Annotated in this window: 18 protein-coding genes; 13 read left to right on the forward strand and 5 right to left on the reverse strand. The window is 69.6% G+C overall.

What is annotated here, in order from left to right; genetic code table 11:
- Positions 1-9 precede the first annotated feature (9 nt).
- From AC099J_RS12165 to priA, 7 genes are all read left to right on the forward strand, one after another.
- The gene (locus tag AC099J_RS12165) at positions 10-1,959 is read left to right on the forward strand and encodes a site-specific recombinase (protein ID WP_479615517.1); all 1,950 of its coding nucleotides are present in this window, start codon (positions 10-12) and stop codon (positions 1,957-1,959) included.
- A 55-nt stretch (positions 1,960-2,014) separates the two neighbouring features.
- The gene (locus AC099J_RS12170) at positions 2,015-3,271 is read left to right on the forward strand and encodes a cation:proton antiporter domain-containing protein (RefSeq protein WP_479615518.1); all 1,257 of its coding nucleotides are present in this window, start codon (positions 2,015-2,017) and stop codon (positions 3,269-3,271) included.
- Positions 3,268-4,392: a YbdK family carboxylate-amine ligase gene (locus tag AC099J_RS12175; protein ID WP_479615519.1), complete on the forward strand. Its 1,125-nt coding sequence runs from the start codon at positions 3,268-3,270 to the stop codon at positions 4,390-4,392. The genes AC099J_RS12170 and AC099J_RS12175 overlap by 4 nt, the downstream gene beginning before the upstream one ends.
- A gap of 10 nt (positions 4,393-4,402) precedes the next feature.
- The gene (gene thiL / locus AC099J_RS12180) at positions 4,403-5,359 is read left to right on the forward strand and encodes a thiamine-phosphate kinase (RefSeq protein ID WP_479615520.1); all 957 of its coding nucleotides are present in this window, start codon (positions 4,403-4,405) and stop codon (positions 5,357-5,359) included.
- A 28-nt stretch (positions 5,360-5,387) separates the two neighbouring features.
- Positions 5,388-6,095: a hypothetical protein gene (locus AC099J_RS12185; RefSeq protein WP_479615521.1), complete on the forward strand. Its 708-nt coding sequence runs from the start codon at positions 5,388-5,390 to the stop codon at positions 6,093-6,095.
- 28 nt (positions 6,096-6,123) lie between these two features.
- Positions 6,124-7,236 carry a uroporphyrinogen decarboxylase gene (hemE, locus tag AC099J_RS12190; protein ID WP_479615522.1) on the forward strand — a complete coding sequence of 371 codons (1,113 nt, stop codon included), beginning with the start codon at positions 6,124-6,126 and terminating at the stop codon, positions 7,234-7,236.
- 386 nt (positions 7,237-7,622) lie between these two features.
- Positions 7,623-9,785, forward strand: coding sequence for a replication restart helicase PriA (gene priA, locus AC099J_RS12195; RefSeq protein ID WP_479615523.1), 2,163 nt, complete (start codon positions 7,623-7,625; stop codon positions 9,783-9,785).
- A gap of 30 nt (positions 9,786-9,815) precedes the next feature.
- Here priA and AC099J_RS12200 read toward each other — a convergent pair whose 3' ends face one another.
- Both AC099J_RS12200 and otnI read right to left on the reverse strand, forming a co-directional pair.
- Complete coding sequence (locus tag AC099J_RS12200; RefSeq protein WP_479615524.1) at positions 9,816-11,099, reverse strand: glycosyltransferase; 1,284 nt, start codon at positions 11,097-11,099, stop codon at positions 9,816-9,818.
- 122 nt (positions 11,100-11,221) lie between these two features.
- Positions 11,222-12,004, reverse strand: a complete 783-nt coding sequence (gene otnI, locus AC099J_RS12205) for a 2-oxo-tetronate isomerase (protein WP_479615525.1) — start codon at positions 12,002-12,004, stop codon at positions 11,222-11,224.
- Positions 12,005-12,169: 165 nt separating this feature from the next.
- Here otnI and AC099J_RS12210 point away from each other — a divergent pair, with 165 nt between their 5' ends.
- Positions 12,170-12,553: a PilZ domain-containing protein gene (locus AC099J_RS12210; protein ID WP_479615526.1), complete on the forward strand. Its 384-nt coding sequence runs from the start codon at positions 12,170-12,172 to the stop codon at positions 12,551-12,553.
- Positions 12,554-12,557: 4 nt separating this feature from the next.
- Here the strand turns inward: AC099J_RS12210 and AC099J_RS12215 are convergent, their stop codons facing one another.
- The 3 genes from AC099J_RS12215 to AC099J_RS12225 all read right to left on the reverse strand — a co-directional run bounded on the left by AC099J_RS12215 (position 12,558) and on the right by AC099J_RS12225 (position 16,069).
- Positions 12,558-13,805, reverse strand: a complete 1,248-nt coding sequence (locus AC099J_RS12215) for an HD-GYP domain-containing protein (RefSeq protein WP_479615527.1) — start codon at positions 13,803-13,805, stop codon at positions 12,558-12,560.
- 98 nt (positions 13,806-13,903) lie between these two features.
- Positions 13,904-15,316, reverse strand: a complete 1,413-nt coding sequence (locus AC099J_RS12220) for a sensor histidine kinase (RefSeq protein WP_479615528.1) — start codon at positions 15,314-15,316, stop codon at positions 13,904-13,906.
- An 81-nt stretch (positions 15,317-15,397) separates the two neighbouring features.
- Positions 15,398-16,069: a response regulator transcription factor gene (locus AC099J_RS12225; RefSeq protein WP_479615529.1), complete on the reverse strand. Its 672-nt coding sequence runs from the start codon at positions 16,067-16,069 to the stop codon at positions 15,398-15,400.
- Positions 16,070-16,352: 283 nt separating this feature from the next.
- Between AC099J_RS12225 and AC099J_RS12230 the strand changes: the two genes are divergently transcribed.
- The 5 genes from AC099J_RS12230 (at position 16,353) to AC099J_RS12250 (ending at position 21,137) form a co-directional block, all read left to right on the forward strand.
- Positions 16,353-17,312 (forward strand): Bug family tripartite tricarboxylate transporter substrate binding protein, encoded by a 960-nt coding sequence (locus tag AC099J_RS12230; RefSeq protein ID WP_479615530.1) that lies wholly within the window; start codon positions 16,353-16,355, stop codon positions 17,310-17,312.
- A 170-nt stretch (positions 17,313-17,482) separates the two neighbouring features.
- Positions 17,483-18,010, forward strand: a complete 528-nt coding sequence (locus AC099J_RS12235) for a tripartite tricarboxylate transporter TctB family protein (protein WP_479615531.1) — start codon at positions 17,483-17,485, stop codon at positions 18,008-18,010.
- 12 nt (positions 18,011-18,022) lie between these two features.
- Positions 18,023-19,531 carry a tripartite tricarboxylate transporter permease gene (locus AC099J_RS12240; protein WP_479615532.1) on the forward strand — a complete coding sequence of 503 codons (1,509 nt, stop codon included), beginning with the start codon at positions 18,023-18,025 and terminating at the stop codon, positions 19,529-19,531.
- Positions 19,532-19,696: 165 nt separating this feature from the next.
- Positions 19,697-20,125: a VOC family protein gene (locus tag AC099J_RS12245; RefSeq protein ID WP_479615533.1), complete on the forward strand. Its 429-nt coding sequence runs from the start codon at positions 19,697-19,699 to the stop codon at positions 20,123-20,125.
- Between the two features lie 85 nt (positions 20,126-20,210).
- On the forward strand, positions 20,211-21,137 hold the full coding sequence (locus AC099J_RS12250; protein ID WP_479615534.1) for an SMP-30/gluconolactonase/LRE family protein: 927 nt from the start codon (positions 20,211-20,213) through the stop codon (positions 21,135-21,137).
- Positions 21,138-21,185: the final 48 nt, after the last annotated feature.

Consider the following 21,185-nt stretch of genomic DNA (forward strand, 5'->3'; position numbering starts at 1 on the left):
GGCGCGCCTGTGCAGGACATCAACCGCATCCTGGATGCGTTGGACCCGGGCGCCCCGTTGGCGCGCCGCCACCTGTGGCTGATCTCCGTGGTCGAGTGGGTACGCGGCAATGGTGCCTCGGTGCCGGCAGCGGTGAGCCGCATGCAGTTCCTGGTGGACGCGATCGAGGCCCGGCCCGAGTTGCTGCCGCGACTGCGCGCCTGGTGGCGCACGCTGGTGTTGACGGTCGATTTCTCGGTGCTGCTGGGCGACCATGGCTTTGCACCGCGTACGGCGTTCCTCAGTGAGCTGGCCGAGCGGCTGCGCCGCAAGATCCTGCCCGGCACGCCGGAAACGGTGGACGCCTCGGAGCTGTTCTCGCTGACGTTTTCGCAGCGCATCGATGGCGCCTGGCTGGCCGCGCTGGACGAACCTCTGCTGGCCCGCCTGGCGGCGCTGCTGTCCAATCCGGAAGACCCGCGCATGCCACGCCGGCAGTCCGTCGTGATCGACGCCATCACCTACTGCACCGGGCAGATCCAGGCCTCCGGCTTCTCGCCTGAGCTGCGGCTGCGCATGAGTGACCAGACGCGCGCGAACCGCGCCTTCCATGCGCTGTCGGCCGACGTGGACAACTTGCGCCGTGCGCAGCAGCAGACCGCCTCGCAGGAAGCGTTGGACGCTGCCACGTTGCAGCTGCGCGAGCGGCTGGAAGCCTGCCGCCACGCGGTGGGCACGGTCTACACGCACCTGGAGGAGAACGGCATCTCCGTCGGCATGGTGTTCCGCCTGCGCCAGTTGCGCGAACGCATGCTGCGCGTGCGCGAGCTGATGGAGCTGCTGGTGGGCAGCAAGCCGCTGGCCAGTGCGGCGCGGCTGATCGCGCGCATGGCGCAGGACGAGCAGGACCGCAAGAGCGTGCGCGCGCTGGTGCAGGCCAACTCCTCGCTGCTGGCTGCCAAGGTGGCCGAGCGCAGCGCGGAGACAGGCGAGCACTACATCACGCGTGACCGCGGCGCCTATCTGGAGATGCTGCGCAAGGCGGCCGGCGGCGGCGCACTGACCGGCGTCACGGTGCTGATGAAGTTCGGCATCGTGGCGGTGGGGCTGTCGGCGTTCTGGAGCGGGTTCTGGTCCGGCGTGATCTACGCCGCCAGCTTCCTGCTGATCCAACTGCTGCACTGCACGCTGGCCACCAAGCAGCCGGCCATGACGGCGCCGGCCATGGCCGCCAAGCTGAAGGACCTGTCCGGCAACGCGGTGGACGTGTTCGTCGACGAGATCACCCATCTGGTGCGCTCGCAGGTGGCGGCGGTGCTGGGCAACGTGGTGGTGGTGGTGCCGACCGTGCTGGCGTTGAGCGCGCTGATCCAGCTGACGCGGGGCCACCCGATGGTGGGGACGGAGCGCGCGCACTACGTGCTGCAGTCGTTGACGCTGCTGGGGCCCACGCTGCTGTTCGCCGCGTTTACCGGGGTGCTGCTGTTCGCGGCCAGCATCATCGCCGGCTGGGCCGAAAACTGGTTCGTGCTGCACCGCCTGGATTCGGCCATGCGCTACAACCCGCGCATCACGCGCACGCTGGGCCCGGCCCGCGCCGCCCGCTGGGCCAGCTTCATGCGCGAGAACATCTCGGGCTTTGCCTCCAACATCGCGCTGGGCTTCATGCTGGGCCTGGTGCCGGCGTTCGCGGATTTCTTCGGCGTGGGGCTGGACGTGCGCCACGTCACGCTGTCGGCCGGCCAGTTGGCCGCGGCAGCGGCAGCGCTGGGGCCGCAGGTGCTGCAGATGCCGGCGCTGTGGTGGTGCGTGGCCGCCATCCCGCTGATCGGCGCGCTGAACCTGGGCGTGAGCTTCTATTGCGCATTCCGCCTGGCGCTGCGCGCGCACAGCGTCAGTGGCGTGGACCGGGCCCGCATCCGCGCGGCCATCTGGGCGCGCTGGCGCCGCCACCCGTTCCAGTTCTTCGTGCCGGCCTGACCCGCGTCGAGCCGGCCCCGACCGACCACACGACAACAAGCGAGACACCTACACGATGCAGGAGTTGCTGGCCTTTTGGGCCGAAGGGGCGCGCGCCAGCGCCAGCATGCCCACGCTGGCCTGGTCCTTGGTATTGGCGGCTGCCGCAGCGGCCGGCTATCTGGTGCAGCGCTACACCGGCCTGCCCAAGGTGGCGGGCTATTCCGTGGTGGGCGCCGTCGCCGGCTTTGCCGGTTTTGCAGATGCGGCCTGGCCGCTGACGGGCAACGCGCTGTTCCTGCTGGAGCTGGGCATCGCCGTGGTGCTGTTCGAGGCCGGGGCGCGCATCTCGCTGCGCTGGTTCCGGCACAACCCGATGGTGCTGGTGCAGTCGCTGGCCGAGACCATCCTGACCTTCGGCGGCGTCTACTGGTTGCTGCGCATGCTCGATGTGCACCCCGACGCGGCCGAGCCGCTGGCCATTGTGGCCGTGGCGGCCGCGCCGGCGGTGCTGACGCGGGTGGTCATGGACACCCGCGCCGCTGGGCCGGTGACAGAGCGGGCCATCGTGCTGTCCACGCTGAACACGTTGTACGCGCTGACGGTGGGCAGCGCGCTGGCCGGCGTGGTCGATGGGGAACGCGGCCTGCTGGCCGACACGCTCTACCCGGTGTTCGCGCTGCTGGGCATGTCGCTGGTGGTGGCGGCGCTGCTGGGCCTGGCCATGCGCTCGGCGCTGCGGGTGATGAGCCCGACCAGCGAGAACACCTCGATGCTGCTGCTGGCGCTGATTGCGGCCAGCACGGCGCTGGCCTCGCTGGTGGGCGGCTCGGCAGCACTGGCGGCGCTGCTGGCCGGGCTGCTGCTCAAGCACCTGAACCCGCGGCCCTGGGTCTGGCCGCGCCAGCTGGGCACGGCCGCCTCGATGCTGACGATGCTGATGTTCGTGCTGGTCTCCACCGTGGCCGCGCACAACCCCTGGGGCGCGGCCAGCATGCTGCTGGTGCTGGGCCTGTTGGTCATGCGCACGCTGGCCAAGCTGACAGGCGTCGTGCTGGCCAGCTTCGGCAGCGGGCTGAAACTGTCGCAGGCGCTGTGGGTGGGCTGCGCGATGTCGCCGATGTCCTCTGTCGCCATGCTGCTGGCCTCGCAGTTCGCCGCCACCTCGGCACTGCACGGTGCCACCATCACCGGCGTCGCCCTGCCCGCCATCTTGCTGATGGAAGTATTGGGCGCGGTGGTTGCCACGCTGGCGCTGTACCGGGCCGGGGAAAGCTCCAAACCGCTCGCCACCGGCAAGGACCGCGACAGCAACCGGGGAAATCTGGAATGAAACTCGAGCCCTTCGGCCATTCGGCCGCACTGTCGCTGGGCGTGGAGCTGGAACTGCAGCTGGTCAACACCCACGACTACGACCTGGCGCCCTATGCGCAGGACATGCTGCGCCTGATGGCAGCCCGCCAGCTGCCCGGCAGCGTGGTGCCGGAGATGACCTCCAGCATGATCGAGATCTCCACCGGCGTGTGCAGCTCGACCACGCAGGTGCTGGACGAGCTGACGCAGCTGCGCGACGCGCTGGTGTCCTGCGCCGACAAGCTCAACATCGCCGTCGTGGGCGGCGGCACCCACCCGTTCCAGCAATGGCACGAGCGGCGCATCTACGACAAGCCGCGCTTTCGCGAGCTGTCCGAGCTGTACGGCTACCTGTCCAAGCAGTTCACCATCTTCGGCCAGCACGTGCACGTGGGCTGCCCGGATGCGAACACCGCGCTGCTGACGCTGCACCGCCTGTCGCGCTACATCCCGCACTTCATCGCGTTGTCGGCTTCGTCGCCCTACGTGCAGGGGCAGGACACGGCGTTCGACTCGGCGCGGCTGAATTCGGTGTTCGCGTTCCCGCTGTCGGGCCGCGCGCCGTTCGCGCTGACCTGGGACGCCTTCGAGGCCTACTACGACAAGATGACCCGCACTGGCGTGGTCAGCAGCATGAAGGACTTCTACTGGGACATCCGGCCCAAACCGGAGTACGGCACGATCGAGATCCGCGTGTTCGACACGCCGCTGACCGTGGAGCGTGCCATGGCGCTGGCCGCCTACGTGCAGTGCCTGGCGGCCTGGTGCATGCGTGACGAGCCCTTCATGCCCGACGAGGACGACTATCTCGTCTACACCTACAACCGCTTCCAGGCCTGCCGCTTCGGGCTGGATGCGGTCTATGTCGACCCTTCCACCGGCGGGCACCTGGCGCTGCGCGACCACATCCGCCAGACGCTGGATCTGATCGCGCCGCACGCCGCGTTGCTGGGCGCCGAGGCGGGCCTGGCGCTGCTGCGCACCGAGGTCGAGCAAGACCGCAACGACGCGCGCTGGCTGCGCGAGCGCCAGTCGCAGGAGCAACTGCTGGCCGAAGTGATCCGCCAGGCGGCCGGGCGCTTCCGAGGTCAGCCGGCCTGAGGAACACGACATGGGCGAATTCGACCTGATCGCGCGCTACTTCAAGCGCCCCGTGCAGCGCGCCGCGCTGGGCGTGGGCGACGACTGCGCGCTGCTGCAACCCACGCCCGGCATGCAGCTGGCCGTGTCCAGCGACATGCTGGTGGAGGGCCGGCATTTCCTGTCCACGGTGGACCCGCGCATGCTGGGCCACAAGGCGCTGGCGGTGAATCTGTCGGACCTGGCCGCCTGTGGCGCCAAGCCGCTGGCGTTCACGCTGGCGCTGGCTTTGCCCGCGGCCGACGCCGCCTGGTTGGCGCCGTTTGCCGAGGGCCTGCTGGCACTGGCCGATGCGCACGGCTGCGAGCTGGTGGGCGGCGACACCACGCGCGGGCCGTTGAACATCTGCATCACCGTGTTCGGCGAAGTGCCGCGCGGCCAGGCTCTCCTGCGATCGGGCGCCCGGGTCGGCGACGACATCTACGTCAGCGGCACGGTGGGCGACGCCCGGCTGGCGCTGGAGGTCTTTCGCGGCCACCTGGCCGTGCCGCAGGAGGTGTTCGCCTCGGCGCGCGCGCGCATGGAGCAACCGACCCCGCGCGTGGCGCTGGGCCAGGCGCTGCGCGGCGTGGCCACGGCCGCTGTGGACGTGAGCGACGGCCTGCTGGGCGACCTCAGCCATGTGCTGGCCGCCTCGGGCGTGGGCGCACGCATCCAGGCGCAGGCCGCGCTGGCGCTGATGGCCTGCCCCCCCGGCACGTTGACCGACGCCCAGCGGCTGGACTTCGCGCTGGCCGGGGGCGACGACTACGAACTGGTGTTCACCGCGCCGCCGTCGGCGCGCGGCAGCGTCAAGGGCGCCTCGATCCAATCCGAAACGCTGGTCACCCGCATCGGCCGCATCGAAGCCGAGGCCGGGCTGCGGGTGGTCGATGCCGAGGGGCACGCGCGCGATGGCGGCTACGCTTCGTTCGACCATTTCGCCTGAGCACGCGGGCGCAAGGCGTCGGCACCTGGTGCTGGCCCTGCCGGCCCTGGTTTGGCTGGCCGGTTGCAGCAGCACGGCGACGCCGCGCGGTGTGGTGCGGGGCGAAGACACGGCGGCCGACGAGATTGCCCAGTCCGACACCAACCGCATGGCCACGCTGGCCATGCGCGACAACCTGGACAGTTTGGTGCGCCTGGCCGACAAGCTGTACCGGCGCAACCCGGCCGAATGGCGCCAGGGCGGCCATGCCACGCGCGACGCGGCGCTGGACGCACTGGCCTTCGCCATGCGCGCGCGCCAGGCCCCGGCCAGCCTGCAGGGCCAGCGCGACATCGCGGCGCTGGCCCTCTCGCTCGGCCCGCAGTTCCAGGGCGACCGCGTGGCCGCGTTCATCTACGCCAATGCCGACATGCTGATCACGGCCCACGGCGGGCGCACGCGGTTCCATTTGCTGGACAGCCTGGACGCGCAGCACCTGTACAACGCCGCTCGCAACATCGAGGCGGCCATCTGGCTGCTGGCCACGCGCCGCACGCCGGCCGGCCAGCCGCTGCTGCTGGCCGACGAGATGAACGCGCAATCGCGCAACCTGAGCTTTGAGCGCGAGTTCGGCAAGATCATCGGCCGGCTGGATCTGCTGGCCGTCGTCGTCACCGAGAAGTACAGGCGCGCCGCCATCGGCTATGTGCAGAGCCTCTTCGGCGGGCAGTTCCTGCAATTCCTTCCGGTGCGCTGACCTGAAAGCCTGGGCGACAATCCCGCGCATGTTTGCCCCCCTCCAAAACGACAGCTTCCTCAAGGCCTGCCTGCGTCAGGCAACCGACCACACCCCTCTGTGGCTGATGCGCCAGGCCGGCCGCTATCTGCCCGAATACCGGGCCACGCGCGCGCGCGCCGGGAGTTTCATGGGCTTGGCGACGAACCCGGACTACGCGACCGAGGTCACGCTGCAGCCCCTGGAGCGCTATCCGCTGGACGCCGCCATCCTGTTCAGCGACATCCTGACCGTGCCCGACGCCATGGGCCTGGGCCTGTCGTTCGCACTGGGTGAGGGCCCGCGCTTTGCCACGCCGGTGCGCGACGAGGCCGCCGTGCAGCGCCTGGCCGTGCCGGACATGGACAAGCTGCGCTACGTGTTCGACGCCGTCACCGCCATCCGCCGCGCGCTGAACGGGCGCGTGCCGCTGATCGGCTTCTCGGGCAGCCCCTGGACGCTGGCCTGCTACATGGTGGAAGGCCAGGGCTCGGACGACTACCGCCTGGTCAAGACCATGCTGTACAGCCGGCCCGACCTGATGCACCACATGCTGCAGATCAACGCGCAGGCCGTGGCCGCCTACCTGAACGCGCAGATCGAGGCCGGCGCGCAGGCCGTGATGCTGTTCGACAGCTGGGGCGGCGTGCTGGCCGATGGCGCGTTCCAGCAGTTCAGCCTGGCCTACACGCAACAGGTGCTGCGCCAGCTGAAGACCGAGCACGACGGCCAGCGCATCCCGCGCCTCGTCTTCACCAAGGGCGGCGGCCTGTGGCTGGACGCCATGGCCGAACTCGATTGCGAGGTGCTGGGGCTGGACTGGACGGTGGACCTGGCCTCGGCCCGCGCCCGCGTCGGGGGCGCCAGCGGCTCCGCGCCCGACCCGCGTGCCAAGGCGCTGCAGGGCAACCTGGACCCGAACGTGCTGTTCGCCCCGCCCGCGCAGATCGCCGCCGAGGCGACGCGTCTGGTCGAACGCTTCGGCCGGCCGCACCAGGGGCCAGGCTACGGCCCGACGCACATCTTCAACCTGGGCCACGGCATCAGCCAGCACACGCCGCCAGAGCACGTGAGCGCTCTCGTCGAGGCGGTCCACACCGCGTCGCGGGCCATCAGACGCTGAACGCCGTCACGGGCGACACCGGCTGCGCGAGCGCGCTGCCTGGGGCGTTTGCATACACGTCACGGGCTTGAGGCATATTTCCGCGTGTCTTACTTATGCACAAAAACGGGGCAGCGGGATTTCGGAAAGTCAACTGCCCAGGCGCCCGCGCTACAAAACCCATAGCCGCGCCAAGTCGTTGATTCATAAGGGTTTGCAGTTTTGCTTTTTTTGCGGGCACCGAACCGCGAAGCCTTGATTTGCAAGGGTTTGGGCGCGCTGCGACAGGTCTATCAACAAAGTTATCCACAGATCTGTGGGATGACATTCAATCAACTTAGGAATCAACGACTTAACGCGCTTTCCACGAGTTCACATCAACAAAGCGCGTGAGCGAACCTCTTGCCATGTCCGAGACCCTCTCCGTCCTGGTCCAGCTGCCAGCCCACAGCAACGCTGCGGGGCCGCTGAGCTACCGAAGTGAGCTGGCACTTCTGCCAGGATCGCTGGTGCGCGTGCCGCTCGGCCAGCGCGAGACGCTCGGCGTGGTGTGGGACGCCGTGCCCGAGGGCTGCGAAGCAGGCGATCTGCGGCCAGTCGCGGCGGTGCTGGACGGCATCGCGCCGCTGAGCCCGGCCTGGCGGCGATTGGTCCAGTTTGCGGCCAGCTACTACCAGCGGGCGCTCGGCGAGGTCGCGTTGGCGGCACTGCCGCCCCAGCTGCGCGAACTCGACGCCGCGCAATGGCAGCGGCGCCTTAAGCGCAAGACGCGTGCCGAACCCGCTGCCCCTAGCACCGAGGCGGCCACGCCTGCGACCAGCGCGCAGCAGGCCGAGGCGCTGGCGCGCATCGCCGCCGAACCCGGGCCGTTCCTGCTGTTCGGCAGCACCGGCAGTGGCAAGACCGAGGTCTATCTGCAGGCGGTGCAGCGCCTGCTGCTGGCCGACCCCAACGCCCAGGCGCTGGTGATGGTGCCGGAGATCAACCTCACGCCGCAGCTGGAATCGCGCTTTGTCGCCCGTTTCGCGCCGCTGTTCGGGCCGCAGGCGCTGGTCTCGATGCACAGCGGCATGACGCCGGCGCAGCGGCTGTCGAGCTGGCTGTCGGCCCATGCCGGCCCGGCCGCCGGGGGCGCGCGCATCGTGCTGGGCACGCGCATGGCCGTGTTCGCGTCCATGCCGGGGCTGCGGCTGATCGTGGTCGACGAGGAGCACGACCCGAGCTACAAGCAGCAGGAGGGCGCCCGCTACTCGGCCCGCGACCTGGCCATCTATCGCAGCCGGCTGGAAAGCAGCCTGGCGCCGGCAGCTGATGGCCTGCCGCGCTGCCAGGTGCTGCTGGGATCGGCCACACCGTCGCTGGAAAGCTGGCACCACAGCCGCCCGCCGGACGAGGGCGGCAAGTACCAGCGCCTGCTGATGCCGCAGCGTGTCGGCCAGGACACGGGTGGCGCTGGCGGTCTGCCGACGGTGCGTCTGGTCGACATGAACCTGCAGCCGCGCAAGACCGTGTTCGCGCCGGTGCTGCTGGCCGCCATCGCCGAGCGCATCGGCCGCGGCGAGCAGGCCATGGTGCTGCTGAACCGCCGTGGCTACGCGCCGGTGCTGGCTTGCGGCAGCTGCGAGTGGAAGAGCGAATGCCCGCACTGCAGCGCCTACCGCGTCTTCCACAAGATCGACCGCACGCTGCGCTGCCACCACTGCGGCATGACGGAAAGGGTGCCGCGCGCGTGCCCGCTGTGTGGCGACATCGACCTGGCGCCAGTCGGCCGCGGCACGGAACGGCTGCAGGAGCATCTGGAAGAGCTGCTCGCCGGTCTGCAGCGCCCGGCCGTCGATGGGCAGGCCGGGGAGGTGGACAGGCGCGTGCGCGTGCTGCGCATCGACGCCGACAGCACGCGCCACCAGGGCGCACTCGAATCGCAGCTGGCCCAGGTGCACGCAGGCGAGGTAGATGTGCTGGTGGGCACGCAGATGATCGCCAAGGGGCACGACTTTCGCCGCATCACGTTGGTGGCCGCACTGAACCCCGACGGGGCCCTGTTTTCCAGCGATTTCCGCGCGCCCGAGAGGCTGTTCGCGCTGCTGATGCAGGCCGCTGGGCGGGCAGGCCGCGACGCCGCGCAGGCGCGGGTTAGCGAGATGTGGATCCAGACCGATCACCCCCAGCACGCGCTGTTTGGCGCACTGCGCCGGCACGATTACCCGGCGTTCGCCGCCGCGCAGCTGAAAGAGCGCGAACAGGCCGGCATGCCGCCCTTCAGCTTCCAGGCGCTCCTGCGCGCCGATGCCCGTACGCAGGAGGCGGCGCAGCAATTCCTGACGTTGGCCAGCGCTGCGGCAGACGCGCTGCCCGGGGCCGACCTGGTGCGCCGCTACCCGGCCGTGCCGCTGACCATCCAGCGGGTGGCCAATGTGGAGCGCGCGCAGATGTTGGTGGAGTGCGATGTGCGCGGTGCGCTGCAGCGCTTTCTCGCGGCGTGGATGGATGTTTTGCGCAGCACGCGCCAGCGGCCCGAGGCCAAGGGCGTCATCCGCTGGGCCATCGACGTCGACCCGCTGATGATTTGAGGTGCCCCGCAGTGGTGTGCGGCGCCGCGCCTACGCCCGCAGTGCGAAGGCCACATCGACTTCGCCGATCAGCGCGCGGGCAAAGCGGTTGCGGTTCGCTTCGAGCCAGTGCGACGGGTAGCGCTCGGCGATGCTGCGCGCTGCTTCAGCATGCGCGGGCGTGTGCAGCAGGCACTGCACGGCCTCGCGGGCGCCCACCTTGGTCGGGTTCCAGAGCGAAGCAGCACCGCTCTGCGCCACGCGCCGGGCCACGGTCAGCTTCTCGAAATCGCTGGGCACGATGAGTTGCGGCTTGCCGGCCAGCAGGGTTTGGCAGACCAGCGATGTCGAGCCCTGGTTCACGACGGCGTCGGCCTCGGGCAGCACCCTTTCCAGCCGCACCGGCTGGCGCAGCACACGCACGCTGGTGTTGCGGTAGCGGGCGATCACCTCGGCCGGCGCATCGCGCCAAACGCACAGCGTGACGGCATCGGTCAGCAGCAGCTCGTCGAGCAGCTCGGTCGCGCCGCCCATGGTGCGCATCTGCGCGAACACGCGGCGACGGTGCAGCCAGCTCTCCGGCCAGGGCACGTCGACCGCATCCAGGTGTGCGCCCAGCGGGCCGACCCACAGCCCGTGCTGGCGGGTGCCGTAGGGGTCTGCTTCGGGGATGCACTCGAAGACCTTGCGTGGATGGTCCAGGATGGCCTGCAGCGAGCTGGCCGGCCGGCCGAGCAGCGACTGTGCGACCTGCGTGATGGTGGCCGACACGCGCTGCACGCGTGCCGCATTGCGCTGGCCGAGCACTGAATCGGGCCGCACGTCGGCATAGGGCGGGCAGTGCGAGGGTGGCGCATCGAAGCCGTTGGTCAACTGGAAGGCGCGCAACCCCATGAGCTGGGCCGCCAGCTGCGCCGTGGGGGCGTAGTCCAGCAGCACGCACTCGGGCTGCAGGTTCTCCAGGATCTGCATCCAGGCCCGCACGGCGGTGGTCAACGTGCGCGGGTCGTCGAAGCCAAGGGACAGCAGCACATCGGCGAACGAATCGGCGCGAAAGTCAGGGGCGAACACCTGCTGTTCGATGGCCGGCGCCACCAGGCGACGGTGCGACAGGGCCACCAGTTGCGGCGCATCGCGCTGGCGCCGCGGCACCACCCAGACCGGCTCGCCGCCCTGCTGCTCGATCATGCGCGAGACCCGAAGCAGCCGGGACAGGCGACCGAAATTGCGCCCATGCTCCCACGCCAGCAGCACGCGGGGGCGTTGGCGCAGCGCCGCCCAGCGCGGGACCGTCAGTTCGGTGCGGCCTGCACCACGGTCGTCCAATGCATCCATCTGAAAACCTTTGCTTACAATTTCCCAAGTGTATGCAAATGTTAGATAGATGTCTGACGGTATTTCATCTTTTCAGCCGTCGGCAGTCGTTGACGCTGCCGGCCATTTGCCGCCCGCTTCTGTCAGGCCAGGCGGCGTAGCCATCCAAGGCCAGCGCTGGTGCCAGCGGCGGGGCGGTATTCGCAGCCCACCCAGCCTGCGTAGCCCAACGTGTCCATGACGCCGAACAGGTGAGGAAAATTCACCTCGCCCACGTCGGGTTCATGCCGGGCCGGCACGCCAGCAACCTGGAAATGGCCGACCCGGCCGGTGGGCAGGTACTGGCGCATCTTGGCCTCCAGATCGCCCTCCACGATCTGGCAGTGGTACAGGTCCATCTGCACCTGCAGGTGCGGGCTGCCGACCTCGGCGATGACGGCGTGCGCTTCGTCCTGACGGCTCAACAAGTAGCCGGGCATGTCACGCCCGTTGATCGGCTCGATCAGCACGCGCCGGCCGGCCTCGCCCGCCAGTGCAGCAGCCCAGGCAAGGTTGGCCAGATAGGTTTCGCGCATGCGCCCACGGGCGGCGGCGTCGGGCACCAGCGCGGCCATGACGTGGATGCACGGGCATTGCAGCGCCTCGGCGTAGGTCAAGGCGCGCTCGAAGCCGGCGCGAAACTCGTCTTCGCGCCCTGGCAACGCCGCAATGCCGCGCTCGCCCCCCTCGAAATCACCGGGTGGCGCATTGAACAACACCTGCTGCAGCCCCGCGCCCTGCAGTCGCGCGGCCAGTTCCTGTGCTTCGAAGGCGTACGGGAACAGGAATTCCACGCCTCGAAAGCCATCCGCCGCAGCCGCGCCGAAGCGATCGAGGAAGGCGTGTTCGTTGTACATCATGCTGAGATTGGCGGCGAAGCGAGGCATGGCAGATCCCTGAAGTGGTGAGGTCGATGGGCCGGTCGGCGCGGTGGCCATTTCACCTCAGTTCGCAGCGACCGCAACGCTGCGCCGGGGCGGGAATCCCCGGTCGCACGCGGCCCCGCGAACACGCACAATCCGACCTTCGGCCTGCGCCGCATTTCCACCGCCATGCAGCGACTTAACGCCCCTTCCGACCTGCTTGCCGCACTGCCCGCGACGCCCGGCGTTTCCAGCCGGCGCATGCAGCCGCGCCATCTGTGGCGTTGCCCGGTCACCATCGTGCTGGCCGACGGCGCCGAGCGCCACGGCACCACCGTGGATCTGAGCGGCGACGGGCTGTCACTGTCGACGGACCGGCCGGTCCCGCCGGGCTCGCGCTGCGTGCTGCGCCTGCATGCCGGCGATGTCCCGCGCGAACTGCGCATCGACGCCAAGGCGGTGTATTCGTCCTATACGGCGCCCGGCGATTTCCGCATCGGCATGGTGCTGGCGGGCTACGCGCCGCAGCAGCGCGACAGCCTGCGCGCGCTGGCCGGACTGCCGCCGACCTGAGTCCTCAGACTTCCACAGGCGCGCCCCACAGCGCGTCCAGGTCCTTGAATTTCCAGTTCTCCGGCGATTCGCAGCCGAACACCTTGTCGTTGCTCATGCGGTTGGCCAGGTTGATCTCTTGCGGCTCCACCCGGGCCTTGCGCTTGAGGTCGTAGAACACCTTGACCTTGGGTGTTAGCGGCGCCTCGGCGTTCTGCGCGGTCACCACGGCCAGCCGGCCCGAATGCAGCTTGACCAGCGTGCCCACCGGATAAATGCCCACGGTCTTCACGAAGGCCTGGAACACCCCCGGATCGAAGTGGCCCGTCCACTGCGCCATGCGGCGCAGCGCCTCGCCCGGGTCCCAGCCCTTGTTGTAGGGCCGCACCGAGGTGATGGCGTCGTAGACATCGCAGACCGTCCCCATGCGCGCCACCATGCTGATCCTGTCGCCCGCCAGGCCGTGCGGGTAGCCCGTGCCGTCGAACTTCTCATGGTGGTGCAGGCACACGTCCAGCACCACCGGGCCGGCGTTGCCGCCTTCCACCAGCAGCGCGTGCCCCTGCTCGGGATGGGTCTTCATGATCTCGAATTCGGCTTCCGTCAGCTTGCCGGGCTTGTTCAGCACCGCCAGCGGCACCATGGCCTTGCCCAGGTCGTGCAGCATGCCGGCCAGCCCGATGCGCTTGATCAGCGCCGGCTTGAGCTCCATCTGCCGCCCCAGCGCGATCATCATTCCGCACACCGCCACCGAGTGCATGTAGGTGTAGTCGTCGTGGCGTTTGAGCCGGGCCACGCTGATCAGCGCTCCGGGGTTGCGGCTGACCGACTCCGTGATCTCGTCGACCAGGTCGTCGCACGCGCGTGAGTCCAAGGCCTTGCCCAGGCGCACGTCGTTGAACATCGAGGCGATGCGCGGCACCGACCGGCGCACCAGGGCGGCTGCCGCATCGAGGCTGCTTTCCTCCACACCCTGCAGCAACCCCAGCGGCGCCGGCATGGTGACGAATTCCTCCAGCCGCCGCTCGATCTCGGCATCGACCTGCGCGCGGTCGATGCTGGCAGCGGCATCCGCCCCGCCGCCCTGCACATCGGGCCCCTTGCCGGTGTCGATCCACAGCTCGACGACCTTGCTGTCGATGACGCGCTGCAGCTCCGCCGCCGTGCGGATCGTGAACTGGGAGCGCCAGAACGGGTGGTCCATCCACGAGCCGCAAAACTCGTGCACGAACATGCCGACACACAGTTGGTCGCTGCGGATTTTCTTGATCATTCGCTGCCCCCGCCTGTGACCGATGCACTCCCCGCGTGAGGAGCCTATCAGTCGACAGTTATTGCACCGCGCGCAGTATACGAATCAGAAGGGCCTGACTACTCGGCAGGTGACATGGCCAGCGGCAGCCGCACCACCGCGTCCAGGCCGACCACATCGCCCTGCACCGTGACGCGGTTGTCCATCGACAGGCTGCCGTGCAAGGCCCGCACGATCTCGCGGCAGATCGCCAGCCCCAGGCCCGACCCGCGGGCCGCGTCCCCGGCCGCGAACGGGGCGAACAGGCGCTGGCGCAGATCGGCCGAAATACCCGGACCGCCATCGCACACCCGCAGCACGGCCTGCCCGCCGTCGGCCAGCACCAGCACCTGCAGCGCGGCGCCCGGCGGGCTGAGCTTGATGGCGTTGTGCAACAGGTTGCGGGCCAGTTCGCGCAGCATCCAGGGGTGGGCGAGCACCAGCGCTGGCCGGGCGGCCAGCTCGAAGTCGAGCGCCTTCTCGGCAATCAGCGGTGACAGGTCCAGCGCCACGTCGCGCACCTGCGCTGCCAGATCGAGCGGCTCGAAGTCGGACTGCTGGCGCAGTTGCTCCACCTTGGCCAGCGCCAGCATCTGGTTGGCCAGCGCCGTCGCACGGTCCACCGTGTCGCCGATCTCGGCCAGCGCCTGGGCTGCGGGCACATCGCCACGCCGGGCCGACTGCACCTGCACCTTCAGCACCGCCAACGGTGTGCGCAACTGGTGGGCGGCATCACGCACGAATCGCTTCTGGTGGTCCAGCAACTGCTGCAGCCGAGCCATCACGGCCGTCATGGCATCGACCAGAGGCGCCAGTTCGCGCGGGGCATCGGGCGCGTGGATCGGCGACAGGTCGTCCACCGCGCGCGCCTCGATGGCCTGGCCCAGCGCCCGCACCGGGCGCGTGGCGCGCTGCACCACCAGCACGGTGACGCCGGCGACGACCGCCAGCAGCAGCAGCTGGCGCCACAGCATGTCCACCAGCAGCCGTCGCGCCAGCGCCTCGCGCAGCTCCAGTGTCTCGGCCACCTGCACCACGGCCATACCACGCCCCTCGGCGCCGGCCACGGGCTGCAGCAACACCGCCACGCGCACTGGCCGCTCGCGGAAGCGGTCATCGTAAAAATCGACCAGCGCCGCATACGGCGAGCGTGCCGGCAACTGACCGCGCCAGAACGGCAGCTCGGCAAAGCCCGACACCATCTCGCCCTGCTGCGTGGACACCCGGTAGTACATGCGGCTCTGGTTGTCGGCCTCGAAGGCTTCGAGCGCCGAGTACGGCACGGTGGACTGCAACGTCGCGGCCTCGTCGTAGCCCAGCACCGTCAGCTGCTCGCCGATGGTCTTGGCCGAAGCCAGCAAGGTGCGGTCATAGGCCGTGGTGGCCGCTGCCAGCGACTGGCGGTAGACGCTGACGCTGTTGATCACGATGAACAGCGCCACCGGCGCCAGCAACCCCACCAGCAGCCGAAAGCGCAGCGAGGTGCGGTTCATGTCAGCGCGGCCAGGCCGCCCGAAGGCACTGCCGCGCGCCACTCGGGAGGCAGCCATCCGCGAAGCGATGCGCCAGGGGCATCAGTCTTCCTTCAACAGGTAGCCCAGGCCACGCAAGGTGATCAGGTTGGCACCGGTGCCAGCCAGCTTCTTGCGCAAACGGTAGACGACGACCTCGACCGCCTCGTACTGCACGTCGGCCTCGCCGGGGAACACCAGCGAGAACAACTGCTCTTTGCTGACCGCATGGCCGGGCCGCGCCATCAGCGCGCGCAGCAGGGCCAGCTCGCGCGGCGTCAACTCCATGACCTCGCCGCGCTGGTAGATGGCGCCACTGGCCGGGTCCAGCCGCAGCGCGCCGACCTCGGGCGGCGCGAGCGCTTCGTCTGCTGCGCCCTGGCGCCGGCGCAGCGCCCGCACGCGCGCTTCCAGTTCGTCCAGGTCAAAGGGCTTGGGCAGGTAGTCGTCGGCGCCAGCGTTCAGGCCCAGCACGCGGTCGCCCACGGTGCCGCGCGCGGTCAACACCAGCACGGGGGTGCGCAAGCCGGCCGCGCGGGCCTGCGCCAACACCTGCAGGCCGTCCAGCCCGGGCAGGCTCAGATCCAGCGCCACCACATCGGGCTCGACCTCGCGCCACCGGGCCAGCGCCTCGCGCCCGTCGCCGCAGACCTGCACGTCGATCCTGCGCCGGCCCAGCGTGCGCTGCAGCGTGGCCTGCATGGCCGGGTCATCTTCGATCAACAGCAACTTCATCTCAGTGAGCGCCCGGCCGCCCGAAGCCACTGAGCGCCCCCCTCGGGGGGCAGCGATACGCGAAGCGATGAGCGTGGGGGCTTCATTTCATGAGCGCCCGGCCGCCCGAAGCCACTGAGCGCCCCCTCGGGGGGCAGCGATACGCGAAGCGATGAGCGTGGGGGTTTCATCTCGGTGTTTACCCCAGCGCAGCGGACAGCCAACTGACAGCGGGGCGGGGCATGATAGTCGCGACCGGCCCCCCATTCTGCGGCCGTCCAACGACCCTCAGGAGACAGACCCCATGCGCCGCGACACCTTCCTCAAGACCCTGGCCGCATTGGCCGCCACCGGCGCCCTGCCGCTCAGCGCCCATGCCGCGCCCAACGTCAAGATGATGATCCCCGCCAACCCGGGCGGCGGCTGGGACACCACCGGCCGCGCGCTGGGCAAGGCGCTGACGGACGCCAAGCTGGCCGACACCGTCACCTACGACAACAAGGGCGGCGCCGCCGGCGCGCTGGGCCTGGCGCAGTTCATCAACGGCTCCAAGAACGACCCGAACGCGATGATGGTGATGGGCGCCGTCATGCTGGGCGGCATCATCACCGGCAAGCCGCCGGTGAACCTGTCGCAGGCCACGCCGATCGCCCGCATCACGAGCGAATACAACGTCTTCGTTTTGCCGGCCAACTCGCCGTTCAAAACCATGGCCGACGTCGTCGCGCAGCTCAAGAAGGACCCAGGCAGCGTCAAGTGGGGCGGCGGCTCACGCGGTGCCACCGAACACATCGCCGCAGCCATGATTGCGCAGAAGGTTGGTGCCGACCCATCGAAGATCAACTACGTCGCCTTCCGTGGCGGCGGCGAGGCCACGGCCGCCATCCTGGGTGGCAATGTCACCGTCGGTGGCAGCGGCTACAGCGAATTCGCCCCCTACATCGCCGACGGCAAGATGCGCGCCATCGCCGTCACCTCGGCCCAACGTCTGCCGGGCAGCAACGTGCCGACGCTGAAGGAGCAAGGCATCGATGTGGAGATCGGCAACTGGCGCGGCGTGTATGGCGCGCCCGGCATCTCGGCCGAGCAGCGCAAGGCGTTGACCGATTTGCTGCTGGCGGCATTGAAAAGCCCGGCCTGGCAAGAAGCGCTGAAGAAGAACGACTGGACCCCGGCCGTGCTGGCCGGCCCGGCCTTCGACAAGTTCGTCGACGACGAGTTCGCCAATCTGCGCGCCGTCATGGTCAAGTCCGGAATGATCTGATCGCAGCCCGATGGGGCGGTAGCACACCGTGTGGCCGCCCTGTCCCCCGTCCGGCAACTGCGACTTGCGGCCTGGCCACGCCAGCCCTGCGGTGCTTGCCGAACGGGCTTCGCTGACGTGCGCAACGCAGCGCCAGCGCTCTCTCGCTTCCTTTCCGCCTGGAGACTTCCATGGGTCTTGATACTTCGCATGCGCCGCGCGGCGCCAACGGGCCGCAGACGCTGGTCGGCGTCGGCGTGCTGCTCATCGGCCTGGGTCTGGCCTGGGGGGCAATCGGCATTTCGTCGGACGCCGGATACGGCGGTGTCGGCCCCAACTTCCTGCCGTGGCTGTGCGCCGTCGTGCTGACGCTGTGCGGCGCCTGGCTGGTCTGGGAGGCCCGCACCGGCGGCTATCGCGAAATGGGCGAGGGCGACGGCGTCTCACCCAACTGGAGCGGCCTGGTCTGGATCTCGGCCGGCCTGCTGCTGAACGCGGCGCTCATCACCAGCGTGGGCTTCATCTTCGGCTGCACGCTGTGCTATGTGCTGGCGGTGCAGGGCCTGCGCCGCGCCGCCGGCCAGCCGATCGCCGGGCAGGTGGGCACCTGGGCCGCCGACGTGTTCACCGGCCTGGCCATCTCAGCGCCGGTGTTCTGGGGCTTCACGAAGTTTCTGGGCATCAACCTGCCGGGCCTGACCGGCACCGGCTGGCTGTAAAGGGGAAGCACCATGGGTACCTTTGACGCCTTGATGCAGGGCTTCGCCCTGGCCCTGACCTGGTCCAACCTGCTGTGGTGCCTGGTGGGCTGTGCGTTGGGCACGGCCGTCGGCGTGCTGCCTGGCATCGGCCCGGCCGTTGCCGTGGCCATGCTGCTGCCGATCACCGGCAAGGTCGAAGTAACGGCCTCGATGATCTTCTTCGCCGGCATCTACTACGGTGCGATGTACGGCGGCTCGACCACCTCCATCCTGCTGAACACGCCGGGCGAAACCGCCTCCATGGTCACGGCCATGGAGGGCAACAAGATGGCCAAGAGCGGCCGCGCCGGCCAGGCGCTGGCGACAGCGGCCATCGGCTCGTTCGTGGCCGGCTCGATTGCCACCGTCGTCGTCACGCTGTTTGCGCCCGGCGTCGCCGAGTTGGCGGTCAAGCTCGGCCCACCCGAGTACTTCATGCTGATGCTGCTGGCCTTCACCACCGTCAGCGCGGTGCTGGGCCAAAGCACGCTGCGCGGCATGACAGCGCTGTTCCTCGGCCTGGCCGTGGGCTGCGTGGGGCTGGACCAGATCTCCGGCCAGGGCCGCTACGTCGGCACCATCCCCGAGCTGCTGGACGGCATCGAGATCGTGCTCGTGGCGGTCGGCCTGTTCGCCGTGGCCGAGGTGCTCTATGCGGTGCTGTACGAGGGCCGCGTGGTCGAGACGCAGAACAAGCTGTCGCGTGTGCACATGAGCGGGCGCGACTGGAAGCGCTCGATCCCCGCCTGGCTGCGCGGCACGGCCATCGGCACGCCGTTCGGCTGCATCCCGGCCGGCGGCACCGAGATCCCCACCTTCCTCAGCTACGCGACCGAAAAAAAGCTGACCAAGGACCCCCAGAACAAGGCCGAATTCGGCACCACCGGCGCCATCGAAGGCGTGGCCGGCCCCGAGGCGGCGAACAACGCCACCGTCACGGCCGCGCTGATCCCGCTGCTGACGCTGGGCATCCCGACCAGCAACACCACGGCCATCCTGCTGGGCGCGTTCCAGAACTACGGCATCCAGCCCGGCCCGCAGCTGTTCACCACCTCGGCCGCGCTGGTCTGGGCGCTGATCGCCTCGCTCTACATCGGCAACGTGATGCTGCTGGTGCTGAACCTGCCGATGGTCGGCCTGTGGGTCAAGCTCTTGAAGATCCCCAAGCCGCAGCTGTACGCCGGCATCCTGATCTTCGCCACCGTCGGCGCCTACGGCATGCGGCAAAGCGCGTTCGACCTCTTCCTGCTGTATGGCATCGGCCTCCTGGGCGTGGTGATGCGGCGCTTCAGCTTCCCGACCGCGCCGGTGGTGGTGGGCATGATCCTCGGCCCGCTGGCCGAGGCGCAGCTGCGCAACGCGCTGTCGATCGGTGAAGGCAGCCCCATGGTGTTCCTGCAGCGGCCCGGCTCGCTGGCGCTGCTGGTCGTCGTGCTGGCCGTGGTGATCCTGCCGCGTGTGATCAAGGTGCGCGCTGAGCGCAAGTTGGCCGCCGGCTGACGCCCGGCCCGCGTGTGGCCGGGCTGCGTGTGGCCGGGTTGCGTATGGCCGGGCTGCGTGTGGGCCGGCCCGCGCGCGGCCGCGCCGCGCAAGCCCCAGGGCTGCGTGCGGTCATGCCGACGCAGTACCCTGCGCGCCTAGACCACCACCTGTGAGGAGCGCCACATGGAAACCAACGAACTGCACCGCGGCCGGCTGATCGACCACCTCCAGCTGGTGGTGCGCGATCTGCCTGCCAGCCAACGCTTCTACGAGGCCGTGCTGGCGGTGCTGCAGGTGCCGATCGGCGGCACCGGCGAGGGCTACTTCTGGGCCGACGAGCTCTTCGTCTCCGCCAGCGACAGCCCGGCCGCGCAGGGCCACCTGACCGGCCGCCACCACCTCGCCTTCCAGGCCCGCGACCGGGCGATGGTCGACGCCTTCCACGCCGCTGCGCTGGCACACGGCGGCACTGACCACGGCGCGCCCGGCGAGCGCCCCTACCACCCCGGCTACTACGCCGCCTTCGTGCTCGACCCGGACGGCAACAACATCGAGGCCGTGTTCCACGGCGAATCGCAACGCTCGGCACCGTCCGTGCGCGTGACGTTCTGAAGCAGCGAGCGCCGTCGCCCACGTGACTGCGCGCCGGGCGCTGCTCGACGAGGCTAGCCTGCCCTGACACCCACGAGGACACGCCATGAAGATCCGCGAAATCGCATCCGGCCTGCAGTTCCCCGAAGGCCCCGTGGCCATGGCCGATGGCTCGGTGATCCTGGTGGAGATCGCGCGCGGCACGCTGTCGCGCGTCACGCCGGACGGCCGCGTGCAGGTGCTGGCCGACCTGGGCGGCGGCCCCAACGGCGCCGCCATCGGGCCGGACGGTGCCGTCTACGTCTGCAACAACGGCGGCTTCGCTTGGACCACCGAACACGGATGCCTGCGCCCGACCGGCCAGGCAGCCGACTACTCGGGCGGTCGCATCGAGCGCGTGGACCTCGCCAGTGGCCGCAGCGAGCGGCTGTACGACACGGTGGACGGCCTGGGCCTGCGCGGGCCCAACGACCTGGTGTTCGACGTGCACGGCGGCCTGTACTTCACCGACCTCGGCAAGACCCGCGCTCTGGAGATGGACCGCGGCGGCCTGTACTACGCCCGCGCCGACGGCAGCAGCGTGCACACCATCGCACGCCCGGTGCTGACGCCCAACGGCATCGCCCTGTCGCCCGACGGCCGCACGCTCTACTACGCCGAGACCGAAGGCGCGCGGCTGTGGGCCTTCGACATCACGGCCCCCGGCCAGGTGCACAAGGATGCCTGGCCGTCGCCCCACGGCGGCCGCATGCTGGCGGCAGCGCCAGGCGGGCAATACCAGCGCTTCGACTCGATGGCGGTGGACGCCTTCGGCAACCTGTGCATCGCCACGCTGTTGCACGGCGGCATCAGCGTGATCTCGCCGGACGGCCGCCTGTGCAGCCATGTGCCGCTGCCCGATCTGTACACCACCAACCTGTGCTTCGGCGGGCCGGACCTGCGCACCGTCTACGCCACGCTGTCGGGCAGCGGCAAGCTGATCGCGATCGACGACTGGCCCGTGCCGGGGTTGGCGCTGGCATACAACGCCTGATCGCTGGACCGGCCCACCCCCGGTAGCCAAGGCGACAGCCCCCACCCC

Source organism: Rhodoferax sp. RT4P68, assembly GCF_056521305.1.